We start from the raw sequence: 15,279 nt of genomic DNA, 5'->3' as shown, positions 1-15,279 counted from the left end.
CCAACCAAGCTTTACGACTCTTCAATATTGGCTATTCGCAAAGTTTAATCTTGTGAAGAATCCAATATTCTCACGCTGAAAAAACGATTTTATTTTTATCTAAATCTCTCACATAGGCAGAAAATTTAGGCCCCGGTTGATTGGGTTCGCCTTCACAAGAGCCGCCCAATTCAATCGCTTTTTTATGAAGCCGTTTTACCTCTTCGATAGAGCCCACATTAAAACCAATCATGGTTCCATTGCCATTGCTTGCGGGTTCTTGGTTAAAGGGGATAGCTATTGCAAAGGCAAAGTCTTTACCCTGCCAGAAGGTCATTCTTTCAGTCGATAACACTTTGTTCAGTTCTGTTTGTTCGAAAAGTGAATCATAGAATGCAATCGAAGCAGTCATGTTGTTTGTTCCAAGAACGCAATAATCCATTTTCATAATGTCATACCTCATAGGGTTAAAATCTGACCTCTTCAATCGGCCGTGGTTGGTATTATGCTGGACTGCTTTGACAGTTTCTGTCAGGGTGGTTTGATGCGAACAACAAGATTATTTTCCATATTAGATGAACTACGTTCACGGCGATTACCGGTTTCTGCTGAGGTACTTGCTGGATTACTGAATGTGTCGGTTCGTACCATTTATCGCGATATGGCGACTCTTCAGTCAATGGGAGCGCCTGTGCGTGGTGAAAGCGGGCTGGGGTTTCAGATAGAAGAGGGAACCTTTTTACCGCCACTGCATTTTGCACCTGATGAGTTGGATGCCTTGCTGATTGGTATGCGTATGGTTCAGTCTCGTGTCGATAGCACTCTTGCCGATGCCGCTTCTCGGGCGCTTAACAAAATAGGGTCTGTGCTTCCAGATCATCATGATCATCTGTTTCTAGATTCCCCTTTGTTGGTGCATTCATTGGCGTCTGGCAAGCCGTCACTTAAAAACGACATATTGAGTGAATTGTGTGACGTGATAAGAATCAAAGAACGCGTTGAAATACACTATGTGGATGGCAACGGCGGCAGCACTAGTCGGTATGTTAGGCCATTAGGAGTGGTCTGCTTTGATTCAGTTTGGTTGTTTATAGCATGGTGTGATTTAAGGCAGAATTTTCGTAGTTTCAGAGTGGACAGAGTAGAGCTCGTTTCGAGAACGGGTGACATATTTAAGGACAAACTAGGTGAGGGGTTCAAAGACTACATACGCTCACTTTAACCAGAGCCACCAACTTTTAACCGCAATCACTTAGATACGAGCAATAACTATGACGATAATCCAAAACCTTACCCCTTTTGTTGGTGTGCATTGTGAAACGACGGCATCTGGCACCTTGTTGAGGCAGTTGGATATTAAACTGTCGGAAGCGATGATGTTTGGTTTGGGTGAAGGCTTGGGTTTTATATTCTGGAATATGAAAATAATGGATTTTCCTTTTATTGGTGGTCGAGTCAAGCCTTTATCACTGACGAAAAACCTCGCTAGAAATTTAAAGTTGGCCTTTGAGATAAAAGAAACCTCTTCTGTTAAGAAAGCGTGGCGTAATGCTCAGGCGTTATTGGATAAAGACATCGCGGTTGGTCTGCAGTTGGATTCGTATTACCTTGAGTACTTTGGCATCAAGCTACACTTTGCGGGGCATTTTGCAGCCATGTACGGTTATGATGACGACTTTGCCTATATGGTTGATACAAAGCCAAATGGCGGAAAAGTAAAAACCTCGTTAAAAAGCCTTGAGCTCGCCCGCAATGAAAAAGGCCCAATGGCGGCTAAAAATCTCCTGTATTCATTACGAAAAACGGGGAAAGCGTTTGATCTTTCAGACGCCATTGTGACGGCTATTTTGAACAACGTTCGTGATTACCTGAACCCTCCAATCAAGAACATTGGCTACAAAGGCATTTTGAAGACAAGTGTAGAAATTAAGGCGTGGTTTAAAACGAGCACTGATGTCGAACATGAGTTTTGTACCACAGCGATGATCATGGAAAAAGCCGGTACGGGTGGCGCTATTTTTAGAAATATGTACCGTGACTTCCTCAAAGAAGCCTACGAGATTACCAAGCTTGCACCTATTAATGAGGCGTACGAGCAGTTTGTGGAGATCGCTGAGTTATGGACCGATGTGGCAAGTTTGTTGGATCGCGCGGGGAAGCATAATGACGAGCGTCTTGTGAACAAAGCGTCTGATATTCTGGTTGAGCTGTCGAGTAAAGAATATTTGGCGATGAAAACACTGGAAAAAATCGCATAAAATACTTTTACAGTAGTAACTCCAGCCAAATTGTATTTTTCCACTAAGCTTACTTAGCGTGCATGGGGTTATTAAACAATGAGGTGCAAAATGAAGTTAGGAGCATTTTCAATCAGTTTATCGGTTAAAAACATAGAAGCATCGAAAGTCTTTTATCAAAAAATGGGCTTTGAGGCCGTGGGTGGCGATCAATCTCAACATTGGTTAATACTACAAAATGGTGATCATAAAATCGGATTGTTTCAAGGTATGTTTGAAGGGAATATGCTGACATTCAACCCCGGCTGGGATCAAAGCCGTAACACATTAGAATCATTTACTGACGTTAGAGATCTTTTAAAAGAGTTTGAATTGCAAGGTATCAATATAGTCGATAAATCCATTCATGGTGAAAGTGGTCCTTCGCATATCTCTCTACAAGACCCCGATGGAAATAGGATTCTCATTGATCAACACATCTAAGTGTTGTCTTCTGCTCTCTAAGTAAACTTATTTTTGGACGGGATACCAAACGAAAAAAGCGCCAATGTTAAAATAACATTGGCGCTTTTTATCGAGTAAGTATTGAATTAAGCAGAGAGGGGGTTACTCTGCAGAATGCGCTCGTAATTCATCAAATTGTGCCTGAAGGTCTGCGTGCTTAGCATTGTAAACAGCTTCTTTTTGGCTGTAAGTGTAAGCACCGTTCAAATTAACACTTTTATCGACTGTTGCACCTAGGTTTTCTAAAGTAACGGTTAATGCTTCAACGCCTCCACGAGCACTTTGGAAACGGTCAGAAGCGTTATCATCGTCAGATGCAAACGCAGACGTTGATAAAACAGAAGCGGTAATAAGAGTGGCTGCAATAGCGGTTAATTTTTTCATAATAATGTACCTTTTAAGTATTCGTTTAAAGTGAAGCCCGCCGAGCAAGCCCCGTCTGATGAAGGTCATATTAGAGGAAAAAAATTAGATTGAAATAGTACTCAAGACGCTTCCATTGTCTTTGCCGAATGCTACTTTGTGCGTCCATAATCGCTTAAATATGCAGATTTTTAGTACATTAAGTATGAATTAGGTCGTTTTTTTGAAATGAGGATGAAAAACTCAAAATTCAACGAACTATGTCGAAGAGTAAGAATGAACCGTTCTAAAAAACACATTATTCAAATCAATAAAACTGATATAAAGCCTCAAAAGAGTCATGGATATCGAGTAAAAAAAATTCCTCTTGCACAATGTTTTTTATGAATAAAATGCTCTGTTGGAGATTTCTTTGTGTGACAATCTATTTTGACGCCGTTTTTAGGCCGTCTGAATGCTGATTATGCTTGGAGTGGTTAGTCATTATGGTAAATAGAGCGCTTATATAAATGTATGTAATAGAAGCAAAAGCCGTTTTGTCGTATTTTCTAGGGGATTGGGAAATGCATCGGGTGATTTCTGGCTTTGGCGAAATAACAGGGCGGGCAACGTTTCGCCTTAATGGCGAAAGTGATCAGCATCTCGATTATAAAGAAGCCGTCATGTTACCCAGATTAGGTGAGCAAAAAGCCAATGCTTTTCGAGAGTATGAATATCGGATGACAGACGCTGGCTTTGATATATTTTTCTCTGACGGCGCGACCAAGGGGCAGCTGTTTTTGAGCTTTGCATTTGCCCAAGCCAGCATACTTACGTCCCATCATCTGTGCATACAAGACCATTACGACGCCGAATTTGTATTCTTATCAGACGATGAATTTGAACTGAGTTTTACCGTGGTCGGCCCTAAAAAAGATTACTCGATTCAAACGCGTTTCATTAGAGTTTAGTTGCTCACTTTTCTAGTGAATAGTGTCTTTAGTCAATGATGATCGTTGCGTCTTAAGTGCGTTTCAAAGGCGCGAATTAACAAGGATAAACTTAAGGTAAGAACAAGGTACATAAAGGCAACGACATTGTAAGTTTCAAAAAACTGAAAAGTCGATGAGCTGTATATTTTTCCGAGTTGGGTGATGTCTTGAACGCCGAGTACGGATACGAGCGCTGAGTCTTTGATCATGGCGACGAGGTCGTTGCCCAGTGGTGGTAGAATTTTCCGCATGGCTTGTGGCAAGGTAATAAGACGAAATCGATGCCAGTTCGACAACCCCAATGCTTTTGCTGCTTCTATTTGACCTTTCCCTACTTCTTGAATACCGGCACGAAATACTTCTGCAATAAACGCGCTGTAGCTGATCGCGAGGGCAAGAATAGCGCGCCACAGAAGGGTGAAGTCGCGAGTTCTGGCGGTTTCTAGCCAGCCGGCTTCAATCGGTATTTGTAATGCCCAATTGTAGAGTTTTACCATTTCTGGTGCGCCGACAAAGGCGATGTAAAACAGCAGCACAAGAACGGGAACACCACGGAATATTTCTACATAAAAACGCGCAAATTCACGAAGGATACGATGGCGAGAAAATCCAGCCAGCGCGATTAATAAGCCGATTAGACTGGCCAGAACAAAAGCCATAAAGGTGACACCAACGGTGGTCAGTAGCCCTTCGCTTAGTGCGTTCGCTATGCGTTGGTAGCTTTGGTCTGCCACCATGTTCCATAACAGAACAAGAGCGATAATGATGATGGTGACTAACCACCACGGCGTGCGTTCTAAGGTTTTTTTAAAGGGCATAATCAAGTCATAGCTGGACCGTTCCGTGGTCTATATCAATAAAAAACGGATCGTCTTTAATTAGAAGACCCGTTACAAAGTCGGACTATCAGTGACGTCTTATTGGTTGTAGTCGAAGAACCATTTTTTGTTCAGCGCATCGAGTGTACCGTCTTTTTTCATGCTGTTGATCGCGGCATTGATTGGCTTAAGAAGGTCCGACCCTGGTGTTAGGATAAAGCCAAAATCTTCGGAACCTAACGGGCCGCCGATGATTTTGAACGCACCTGGATTGGCACCAATGTAGCCACGGGCCGACGCGGCATCCATTAATACACTGTCTACATCGCCAGATTTAAGTGCTTGTACTGACGTGCCAAACGTTTCGAGTAGCGTGATGCGTGGGTTGTCTTCGTTGCCATCCAATACGTCATAAACAGCGACATAAAAGTTGGTGGTGCCAGCTTGAGCGCCAAATTGAAAGTCGTCATTGGCGGCAAAAGACTCGGCATCGGTGAAGCGATCTTCGTCAGCGCGAACCAACATGAACTGTTGAGATGTCAGATAGGGAACGGTGAAATCAATTTGCTGTGCGCGTTCTTCATTAATGGTGATGCCATCCATACCGACATCGTATTGTGCTTGCTTGACCGCTTGAATCATCGTGTCCCAGCTACTGAGGTGCCATTCAATTTTGGCGTTTAGGCGTTCGCCTATTTCGTTCATGGCGTCGTATTCCCAGCCAATGCCTTCGCCTGTTGCAGGGTCTACAAAGTTTAGCGGTGTATAAGCGTTTTCTGTGACCGCTAAAATAGTGCGGCCTTTTAGATCGGGTAAGGTGTCGGCGAAACTGACGCTGCTGATTGAAACAGCGGCGATAACCATCAAACGAGATAATAAAGAAATCATGGGTGTTTACCTTCTAAAAGATGTTTTTTGAGTTTGCTCAAGATGGCAGAGATTATACATAGACGATAAAGACTAGACCATGCAATCTTGTGGTCATCAAGTGGCATGTCGAAGCGTAAACGAGTATATTTGCTTTTTCCTATTCAAACCGCTGAATGCTCGCATTCAAGGCGACTATTTAAGGTTCTTATGTCCCGCGAATTACCTCCTCAACAGGCTTTTCAAACCCATTGTTTATCGCAAATGGGCGTGGTGTCTTGGTTGTCTTCGACGGACAGCGTGTCAGGTACGGTTTTTATGCCGATTCAGCCTTGGTACATAAAAACCGAGGTAGAAACGACTTTTTCTTCAACCGATACCATGGTCGATCCTTACTCTACGGGGTTTAAAGCGGCGGAGCCTGCACCTGTTCCTGTGGCTAAGTTGTTGACGGACACAAAAGATCCGTTGGTGAACCATCTTCGCGAGCAGCTTAATGCAGGACCGGAAATCGTGGTTGAAGATTTACAGCCGATTGAAGAATTGGCTGTGGATATTGTTGTTGAGCCTGATCCTGCTGTTACCAGTCAAATAACTCGTCTTGATATTCGCGCTTATGCTTTGTCGAATAAATTGTTGATTTTAAGTGATGTACCAGCGGTATTTTCACAGCAAGAAGAGATTGAGCGTCTTGCTTTGAAAATGGGGCAGGCGCTTTTAAAACAACCGATAGATGAATGGCAGGGTAGTGCATTTTCTTGGCCGGGTGCGTTACGAAATCAGCATTTTCTAAGACGCACAGATTGGCTTTTTGGTGCATTAGAAAGCTATGTGGCGCGGTTGGTAAAAGGTTTTCCTGATACGCCAATGTTGGTGCTTGCGGGTTCGCAGATTACTCAGATGGTGGAAGACTTGCCGCCAGAGAGTCCATTGAAAGACTATCCTACCGCGTGTATCGTGAGTTTGTCTGAGCTGCATCGTATTCCTGAGTTACGCAAAGACGCATGGCAAATCATGCAGTCTCGTCTTTTTCGTTAACCTCGCTCACGGCTAATTTGGCTTGAAATTTATGACTCCTTCCGTTTTTATTCGTCAGGCGCTTGCGTCTGATTTACCCTCTATTATTCGACTTGATGCCTTGTCTAATCCTTACCCTTGGGGCAAGGATTTAGTTGTTGATGCGCTGCAGACTCGCAAAAATTGGGTTGTTGAGTTGGGTGGTGTGACGCAAAATCCGCTCGTTGGTTGGTTAACTGCGTCGGTGATATTTGATCAGTCTGAATTAGAATTAATTGTGATTGATTCCGCTGTCCGTAGACAGGGGCTAGCAAGAAAGTTGATGATAGTTTGGTTGGACGTCGCCGCGCAGCAAGGAGCCTGTGAACTGTTATTGGAAGTGCGCGAGTCGAATCTTGGTGCGATCTCTTTGTATGAGTCGTTGGGATTTGAGCTGGTGGGGCGTCGTAAAAATTATTATCAAATAGAAAAAAAAGGACAAACCGAACAAGGCCATGAAGCGGCCTGTTTGTTCACGTTAAAAATGAACGTTTGAATTCTATCCTAATTAAGGAGACTAATTATGAGTAAGGTGTTGGTTCCTATTGCCAATGGCAATGAAGATATTGAAACCATTACGATTATCGATGTACTGCGCCGTGGTGGTTTAACGGTAACCGTAGCGAGTGTGCATGAGTCCAAACATATTGTGGCGGCACACGGTTCTAAACTAGAAGCGGATGTTTTGTTAACAGACGTGGCGGACCAAATGTTTGACGCCGTTGTATTACCAGGTGGTATGCCGGGTGCTGAGCATTTGCGCGACTGTGCATTGTTGATTGATATGTTGGAAAAACACGATATTCAAGACACGCTGTTGGCGGCTATTTGTGCATCGCCTGCGGTGGTATTTGGTACGCATGGTTTTCTCGTTGATAAACAAGCAACCTGCTATCCCGGTTTTGAAGGCGGTTTGAACGGCGCTGAATACATTGTTAATGAACCTGTGGTGATGGATGGTAATATTTTGACGGGCAAAGGGCCTGCTGCCGCAATGGTCTTTTCATTGACCGTGTTGGGTAACTTAAAAGGCTATGAAGCCGCGCAAAATGTAGCCGACGGATTGTTGTGCTAATTGACGTTGCTAATGCCTCCTCATTCTTGACTAAGAAGTCAAGAAAAAATACGCGTAACCCCTGTGTTTTTGCCTGTTTTCTTGGCAATTCGGTGGACGCAAAAGTCGTATCGGAGTAGAATTGGGCAGATTTTTTGAACGCGAGATCTATTAATTATCGATTAATAGATGAACGGCAAAAACGCAATATCTTAAAAGCGAGATGAGCTATTGGCTCTTCTCGCTTTTTTGCAACCTGATAGGCTCTAAATGGGAGGTTCCTTTGGCAACATCAGCGATTCTAGCTCTGGAAGACGGCACTGTATTTAAAGGCGTGTCGATCGGGGCAGATGGCTCCTCAACAGCCGAGGTGGTATTCAACACTTCGATGACTGGTTATCAAGAAATTCTTACTGATCCTTCCTATGCTCGACAAATGGTCACCTTGACCTATCCCCATATCGGGAATACTGGCGTTAACTCTGAAGATGAAGAATCCAACAAAATCTGGTGTGACGGTCTGATCATTCGTGATCTTCCCTTGGTCGCGAGCAGCTGGCGTTCACAAGAGTCATTAGACACTTACCTGAAACGCAAAGGCGTTGTCGGCATTGCGGATATCGACACTCGCAAGCTTACTCGAATCCTACGCGAGAAAGGCGCGCTAGCGGGTTGCATCATGGCAGGTGAAAACCTAGATGAAGCGACGGCTATTGCGGCGGCTAAAGCGTTCCCTGGCCTAAAAGGCATGGATTTAGCGAAAGAAGTGACGGTAGAAAAAGCGTATGAGTGGACAGAGTCTACTTGGGATCTTGTAAAAGGCCATACGACACCAGAGACATTTGAATTCCATGTTGTTGCTTATGACTATGGGGTGAAGCGAAACATTCTTCGCATGCTGGTTGAGCGCGGTTGCCGTCTAACGGTTGTACCAGCGACAACACCAGCAAGCGATGTGTTGGCAATGAATCCAGATGGCATATTCCTTTCTAACGGCCCAGGTGATCCAGAGCCATGTGATTATGCGATTCAAGCCATTAAAGAAATTTTAGACACACAGATTCCTGTTTTTGGTATTTGTCTTGGTCATCAGTTGCTGGCATTAGCGTCTGGCGCGAAAACGAAGAAAATGAAATTCGGCCATCATGGTGCGAACCATCCAGTGCAAGCAATTGAAAAAGGCACTGTAATGATTACCAGCCAAAACCACGGTTTTGCGGTAGACGAAGACACTTTGCCAGCTACCCTTGTGATGACGCACAAATCTTTGTTCGATGGCTCTTTGCAAGGCATCGCGCGTACAGATAAGAGCGCCTTCAGTTTCCAAGGTCACCCTGAAGCGAGCCCGGGGCCACACGATGTTGCGCCGCTGTTCGATCAGTTTATTGAAAATATCAAAGCCTCTAAAGCTTCTAATAAAGCCTAAGACAAAAAACCTAAATAGGAGCGGAACGAAAATATTATGCCAAAGCGTACTGACATAAAGAGCGTTTTAATTTTAGGTGCAGGTCCTATTGTTATCGGTCAGGCCTGTGAATTTGACTACTCTGGTGCCCAAGCGTGTAAAGCCCTTCGAGAAGAAGGCATTCGCGTTATCCTAGTGAACTCAAATCCAGCCACTATCATGACAGATCCAGCCATGGCGGACTCAACGTACATTGAGCCGGTTGAGTGGCAAACGGTTGAGAAAATCATCGAGAAAGAGCGTCCAGATGCGGTGCTACCAACCATGGGTGGCCAAACTGCGCTGAACTGTGCGTTGGATCTTGAACGTCATGGCGTGCTCGCTAAATACAATGTTGAAATGATCGGCGCGACAGCCGACGCGATCGATAAAGCGGAAGACCGCAATCGCTTCGACAAAGCGATGAAGGCGATTGGTCTGGAATGCCCACGTGCTGGCATTGCGCATAACATGGAAGAAGCGATCAAGGTGCAAGCGGATTTAGGTTTCCCTTGTATTATTCGCCCTTCTTTCACCATGGGCGGCACCGGTGGCGGTATCGCATACAACATGGAGGAGTTTGAAGAAATTTGTACGCGCGGCTTGGACTTGTCTCCAACCAACGAATTGCTAATCGATGAGTCTTTGATCGGTTGGAAAGAGTACGAGATGGAAGTTGTCCGCGACAAAAAAGACAACTGCATTATTGTTTGTGCGATTGAAAACTTTGACGCCATGGGCGTTCACACCGGTGATTCCATTACTGTGGCGCCAGCGCAAACCTTGACGGATAAAGAATATCAAATCATGCGTAATGCTTCTTTGGCGGTATTGCGTGAGATCGGTGTTGAGACAGGCGGTTCAAACGTACAATTCGGTATGGACCCAAAAACAGGTCGTCTTGTTGTTATCGAGATGAACCCTCGCGTGTCTCGTTCGTCTGCTTTGGCGTCTAAAGCAACGGGTTTCCCTATTGCTAAGATCGCCGCTAAATTGGCGATTGGTTACACACTAGACGAATTGCAGAACGACATTACGGGCGGTCAAACGCCCGCCAGCTTCGAGCCTGCGATTGATTACGTTGTCACGAAAATTCCACGTTTTACCTTCGAAAAATTCCCGACAGCGAATGATCGCTTAACGACGCAAATGAAGTCGGTTGGTGAAGTGATGGCGATTGGCCGTACTTTCCAAGAGTCTTTGCAAAAAGCATTGCGTGGCTTGGAAGTGGGTTCTGATGGCTTCAATCCTCAGTTGGATTTTTCTGAAGAAAACAGCAAAGAAAAGCTTTCTTACGAGCTTCAGTCTCCGGGTTCAGATCGTATTTGGTACATCGGTGATGCTTTCCGCTCCGGTATGACGGTTGATGAAATTTACGCAGCGACCGGTGTTGATCATTGGTTCTTGGTACAGATTGAAGATTTGATCAAAGAAGAAGCCGGATTGGCGGACAAAGGTCTGATGGACATGACGTACGATGTGATTCGTCGATTGAAGCGTAAAGGCTTCTCTGACTCACGTCTTGCAAGTTTGTTGAGTGTGACTGAGAAATCGATGCGTGAGCGTCGTTACTTGATGAACGTCCACCCAGTTTACAAACGTGTGGATACTTGTGCGGCGGAATTTGCGACCAACACGGCCTACATGTATTCCACTTATGAAGATGAGTGTGAAGCGGCGCCAACGGATAAAGACAAAATCATCATCCTTGGTGGTGGTCCAAACCGTATTGGTCAAGGCATTGAGTTTGACTATTGCTGTGTACACGCGGCATTAGGTCTTCGCGAAGACGGTTACGAAACCATTATGGTGAACTGTAACCCTGAAACCGTATCGACAGACTACGACACCTCTGATCGTTTGTACTTCGAGCCAGTCACGCTAGAAGACGTATTAGAAATCGTCCGTAAAGAAAAACCAAAAGGCGTGATCGTACAATTTGGCGGTCAAACACCTCTTAAAATTGCTCGCGCATTGCAAAATGAAGGCGTGCCAATCATTGGTACAACGCCAGAGTCTATTGACCGTGCAGAAGATCGTGAGCGTTTCCAAAGCATGATTCAGCGTTTGGGCTACAAACAACCACATAACGCGACGGTTCGCAGTGTTGAGCAGGCGGCGGTGAAAGCGGCTGAGATTGGTTATCCGCTGGTGGTTCGTCCTTCTTATGTATTGGGCGGCCGTGCGATGGAAATCGTCTATAACGAGAAAGATTTAAATCGTTATATGACAACCGCTGTTAAAGTGTCTAATGACAGTCCAGTATTGCTTGACCACTTCTTGAATGCGGCGATTGAAATCGACATCGATTGTATCTCTGACGGTCATCAAGTTGTGATCGGCGGCATCATGCAGCATATCGAACAAGCGGGCGTTCACTCTGGCGACTCTGCCTGTTCTTTGCCTCCATACTCTTTGTCGAAAGAAGTACAAGACGACATTCGCGACATGATTAAAAACATGGCGCTTGAGCTTGGTGTTATTGGCTTGATGAACACTCAGCTTGCCGTGCAAGATGGCGAAATTTATGTGATCGAGGTGAATCCTCGTGCCTCACGTACAGTGCCTTTCGTTTCTAAGTGTATTGGTCGTTCTTTGGCGCAAGTGGCTGCCTTGGTGATGGCGGGTAAAACATTGGAAGAACTTGGCTTCACTAAAGAGATTATTCCTTCTTACTACAGCGTAAAAGAAGCCGTCTTTCCATTCAATAAGTTCCAGGGCGTTGATCCGATCCTTGGGCCTGAAATGAAATCTACTGGTGAAGTCATGGGTGTTGGCGATACGTTTGCCGAAGCCTTTGGTAAAGCGGTACTTGGTGGTGGTACGGTATTACCCACATCGGGCTGTGCTTTCATCAGTGTTCGCGATGTAGACAAAGAAGGTGCGGTTGCGGTTGCTCGTCGCTTAGCTGATTTAGGGTTTGACCTAGTCGGGACCGAAGGCACTGCGAAATACCTAACTGAAAACGGTGTTGCCGTGCGTAAAGTCAACAAGGTGAACGAAGGCCGTCCACACATTGTTGATATGATGAAGAACGGCGAGATTGATTACATCATCAATACCACGTCTGGTACGCAAGCAATTACAGATTCTTCTGTGATTCGTCGTACAGCATTACAGCGTAAGGTTTGTTACACTACAACATTGGCTGGCGCAGAGGCGACTAGCTTGGCGATTGGCTTAACTGGCGAAACGAAAGTCAGAAGATTGCAAGATTTGCACTTGGGGAAATAATGAAAAAAGTACCAATGACAGTAGAGGGTGAGGCGCGTCTTAGAGTCGAGCTAAACCACCTGAAAACTGTAGTTCGTCCTCGCGTGATTGCAGACATTGCAACCGCTCGTGAACATGGCGACTTAAAAGAAAACGCAGAATATCATGCCGCTCGTGAAGAGCAGAGCTTTGCTGAAGGTCGTATTAAAGAGATCGAAGGCAAGCTGTCTGATTCACAAGTTATTGATGTGAAATCGGTGCCCGCATCGTCTAAAGTGATTTTTGGCACCACAGTCACACTTTTTAATGTTGATACTGAAGATACGGTAACGTACCAAATAGTCGGTGACGATGAAGCGGATGTGAAAATTAAGAAAATTTCTTACGCTTCACCGATCGCGAAAGCCATTATTGGGAAAGAAGAAGGCGACGAAGTCGTTGTCAAAATCCCCAGCGGCGAAGCGACGTATGAAATCGAGAAAGTACAATATCTTTAATTGATATTGGGTTTCTTCTAAAAGCCACGATGTGAAAGCATCGTGGCTTTTTTGTGTCTGAGAAATGTGGATTAAAAGCATGAGCCGAATAAATTGTTTATTCGGCTCATAAAATAGTGTTATTCTGAGCCGAATAATTCACTTAACTGGCTCATACTATGAAATACAGCTGGCAACACCCTGATTGGCCAAACTTCATCTTTGACGAAACGCAGTGCAAAGACGCTTTGTATCAGTACGCGTTAGAAGCTGGTCGTTTGTCTGGTGGAATGAGCCAACTTGAAGATACGTTGCAGTACGATGCTTATATCGACCTTATGGTGAGCGAAGCCATTAACACCAGCCAGATAGAAGGCGAGCGATTGGATCGTGAAGACGTGCGTTCTTCCATCAAAAATTTTCTAGGTTTGAGTAATCCACCAACACAAATCACTGATCCGCGAGCGGAAGGCGTGGCGGCCTTGATGGTCGATGTACGAAATAGCTTTGCTAGCGAACTCACAAAAGCCACCTTATTTCATTGGCATCAACTGGTTCTTCCACAGCAAAAAAGTAACCTGCTTCCACGTAACCTTAAAGTCGGTCAATGGCGAGACTCCGAAGAGCCTATGCAAATTGTCTCAGGCCCAATTGGCTATGAAAAAGTGCATTACGAAGCACCGCCAGCGTATCAAGTCGATGCAGAAATAAACCGATTTATCGATTGGTTTAACCGCTCTAATCCATTAAAAGCAGAGCGAGATATCGTTCTTGCTGGCCCTGTTCGCTCGGCTATCGCGCATTTGTGGTTTGAAACCATCCACCCATTTGATGATGGCAACGGTCGAGTAGGGCGAGCGATTGCCGAAATGGCATTGGCTCAAGACCTCAACCGACCACCATTACTCAGTTTGTCGACGATAATCGAGAAAGACAAAAACGCCTATTACAACGGACTGAACAAAGCCAGCCAACTCAATTTAGATATCACCGACTGGTTAAAATGGTTCGTCGACTCGGTTCTGTTGGCGCAGCAAGATGCTGCTCAGAAAGTCGACTTTGTATTAAAAAAAGCCAAATTCTGGGAAAAGCATCAACACACCGAACTGAACGAACGCCAAAAGAAAGTGCTTAACAAACTCTTTAATGCCGGATCAGATGGCTTCGAAGGTGGGCTCAGCGCTAAAAAATACATCAGCATTACCAGCAGCTCCAAAGCCACCGCAACCCGAGACCTAGGTGATTTAGTTGAAAAAGAGTGCTTGTGCCGCTTGGAAGGCGGCGGCAGGAATGCGAGGTATGGGGTGAGGCTTTAGATTATACTATGCCACTAATGCTTAAAGGAGTTTGAGAATGAACCGACCGGAGTTTTCTGACAATTTTGATAAAAGGTATGAGCAATTTACAAAAGAGGTTTGTGAGGAGCGCAGGCATTTTTTCTCTGATGAAACTCTTACTTTTTTAGAAGATTTATATGCATATATCGAGTCTGGATCAGACAACATGTTCTCATTCGAAAAAGGTTTTCCTCTATATCGAGCGAGATCACATGTTTTTGATGTAATTAAAAATACGTATATTTCAACTCCTTATACGAATGAAAATATGAAGCCCGTTTCTAATATAAGGTCAGAAGGTAGGTTTAACTCGTATAATACAAATGTTTTATATTTGGCCTTTTCACCTGAGATCGCTATCTCAGAAGCGAGGTCTGATACTTTGGCTCCTGTTTCTGTTGGTGAGTTTGAGCTGAGTAGAGAGGTGAAAGTTATTGACCTAACTAAAAGCGTAGGGGCTTCCCATTATTTTTTTAGAAGTAAAGAAGATGATGCATTAGCAACATTAGGAAGTATTTTAAGTCGTCCGTTAGATAATCAACACAATAGAGGGCGGAGCTATATACCCATTCAAATTATCTCAGAGTACTTTCATTTTGAAAAAGGAGTTGATGGAATTATCTATAATAGCCAATTTCAGGGCTCTGAATCCAATGTTAAGGATCATAAAATAGATCCTAAACATCAGGATAAAAATATTTGTTTATATGATTTAAGCTCTGCGGAATGCAAAAGTGTTGATGTTTGGAAAATAGAGCAAAGAATAAATAAAGTTAGAAGAAATCACTGATATGAATTTTTTGGTTTTGTCTCTTTTAAGTTTAATAGTTGTAAATTGGGTTTTTTAAAAAGCCAAGCGGCGTTTCGATGAGGTAGGCGGTAGTTTCGAAGAGAAACGCTGCTTGGCTTGGTGTCATGTGATTAAGTTTGTGTTGGGATGGCGTCGCGGCCTAAAAGAGC

The 15,279-nt window shown here is 44.3% G+C and carries 16 protein-coding genes; 12 read left to right on the top strand and 4 right to left on the bottom strand.

Annotated elements, in window-relative coordinates:
• Positions 1-70: 70 nt before the first annotated feature.
• Positions 71-427 (bottom strand): VOC family protein, encoded by a 357-nt coding sequence (locus M3I01_RS15400; protein ID WP_255896793.1) that lies wholly within the window; start codon positions 425-427, stop codon positions 71-73.
• A gap of 57 nt (positions 428-484) precedes the next feature.
• Here M3I01_RS15400 and M3I01_RS15395 point away from each other — a divergent pair, with 57 nt between their 5' ends.
• The 3 genes from M3I01_RS15395 (at position 485) to M3I01_RS15385 (ending at position 2,699) form a co-directional block, all read left to right on the top strand.
• The gene (locus M3I01_RS15395; RefSeq protein ID WP_255896792.1) at positions 485-1,201 is read left to right on the top strand and encodes a helix-turn-helix transcriptional regulator; all 717 of its coding nucleotides are present in this window, start codon (positions 485-487) and stop codon (positions 1,199-1,201) included.
• 49 nt (positions 1,202-1,250) lie between these two features.
• The gene (locus tag M3I01_RS15390) at positions 1,251-2,237 is read left to right on the top strand and encodes a BtrH N-terminal domain-containing protein (RefSeq protein WP_255896791.1); all 987 of its coding nucleotides are present in this window, start codon (positions 1,251-1,253) and stop codon (positions 2,235-2,237) included.
• A gap of 90 nt (positions 2,238-2,327) precedes the next feature.
• Entirely contained in the window at positions 2,328-2,699 is a 372-nt protein-coding gene (locus tag M3I01_RS15385; RefSeq protein WP_255896790.1) for a VOC family protein, read from the top strand.
• 123 nt (positions 2,700-2,822) lie between these two features.
• Here M3I01_RS15385 and M3I01_RS15380 read toward each other — a convergent pair whose 3' ends face one another.
• Positions 2,823-3,104 (bottom strand): hypothetical protein, encoded by a 282-nt coding sequence (locus M3I01_RS15380; protein ID WP_112136109.1) that lies wholly within the window; start codon positions 3,102-3,104, stop codon positions 2,823-2,825.
• A gap of 488 nt (positions 3,105-3,592) precedes the next feature.
• Here M3I01_RS15380 and M3I01_RS15375 point away from each other — a divergent pair, with 488 nt between their 5' ends.
• Entirely contained in the window at positions 3,593-4,033 is a 441-nt protein-coding gene (locus M3I01_RS15375; RefSeq protein WP_255896789.1) for a DUF6314 family protein, read from the top strand.
• Positions 4,034-4,065: 32 nt separating this feature from the next.
• Here the strand turns inward: M3I01_RS15375 and M3I01_RS15370 are convergent, their stop codons facing one another.
• Positions 4,066-4,872: an amino acid ABC transporter permease gene (locus M3I01_RS15370; protein ID WP_255896788.1), complete on the bottom strand. Its 807-nt coding sequence runs from the start codon at positions 4,870-4,872 to the stop codon at positions 4,066-4,068.
• 99 nt (positions 4,873-4,971) lie between these two features.
• Positions 4,972-5,760, bottom strand: a complete 789-nt coding sequence (locus M3I01_RS15365) for a transporter substrate-binding domain-containing protein (protein ID WP_255896787.1) — start codon at positions 5,758-5,760, stop codon at positions 4,972-4,974.
• Positions 5,761-5,865: 105 nt separating this feature from the next.
• Here M3I01_RS15365 and M3I01_RS15360 point away from each other — a divergent pair, with 105 nt between their 5' ends.
• From M3I01_RS15360 to M3I01_RS15325, 8 genes are all read left to right on the top strand, one after another.
• Positions 5,866-6,777, top strand: coding sequence for a hypothetical protein (locus M3I01_RS15360; protein ID WP_255896786.1), 912 nt, complete (start codon positions 5,866-5,868; stop codon positions 6,775-6,777).
• 31 nt (positions 6,778-6,808) lie between these two features.
• Positions 6,809-7,291, top strand: a complete 483-nt coding sequence (locus M3I01_RS15355; RefSeq protein ID WP_275565174.1) for a GNAT family N-acetyltransferase — start codon at positions 6,809-6,811, stop codon at positions 7,289-7,291.
• Between the two features lie 27 nt (positions 7,292-7,318).
• Positions 7,319-7,870: a DJ-1 family glyoxalase III gene (locus M3I01_RS15350; RefSeq protein WP_255896784.1), complete on the top strand. Its 552-nt coding sequence runs from the start codon at positions 7,319-7,321 to the stop codon at positions 7,868-7,870.
• Between the two features lie 262 nt (positions 7,871-8,132).
• Positions 8,133-9,275 carry a glutamine-hydrolyzing carbamoyl-phosphate synthase small subunit gene (gene carA, locus M3I01_RS15345; RefSeq protein WP_275565173.1) on the top strand — a complete coding sequence of 381 codons (1,143 nt, stop codon included), beginning with the start codon at positions 8,133-8,135 and terminating at the stop codon, positions 9,273-9,275.
• Positions 9,276-9,311: 36 nt separating this feature from the next.
• Positions 9,312-12,527, top strand: a complete 3,216-nt coding sequence (gene carB / locus M3I01_RS15340) for a carbamoyl-phosphate synthase large subunit (RefSeq protein WP_255896783.1) — start codon at positions 9,312-9,314, stop codon at positions 12,525-12,527.
• Entirely contained in the window at positions 12,527-13,003 is a 477-nt protein-coding gene (greA, locus tag M3I01_RS15335) for a transcription elongation factor GreA (protein WP_275565172.1), read from the top strand. Before carB ends, greA begins: the two co-directional genes overlap by 1 nt.
• A gap of 158 nt (positions 13,004-13,161) precedes the next feature.
• Positions 13,162-14,298, top strand: a complete 1,137-nt coding sequence (locus M3I01_RS15330; RefSeq protein ID WP_255896782.1) for a Fic family protein — start codon at positions 13,162-13,164, stop codon at positions 14,296-14,298.
• Between the two features lie 37 nt (positions 14,299-14,335).
• Complete coding sequence (locus M3I01_RS15325; RefSeq protein ID WP_255896781.1) at positions 14,336-15,109, top strand: RES family NAD+ phosphorylase; 774 nt, start codon at positions 14,336-14,338, stop codon at positions 15,107-15,109.
• The last annotated feature ends 170 nt before the right edge of the window (positions 15,110-15,279 follow it).

Source organism: Marinomonas maritima (assembly GCF_024435075.2).
Taxonomy (GTDB): domain Bacteria; phylum Pseudomonadota; class Gammaproteobacteria; order Pseudomonadales; family Marinomonadaceae; genus Marinomonas; species Marinomonas maritima.
The sequence above is the reverse complement of the archived record's forward strand: the minus strand, read 5'-3'. Positions and strand labels throughout refer to the sequence as shown.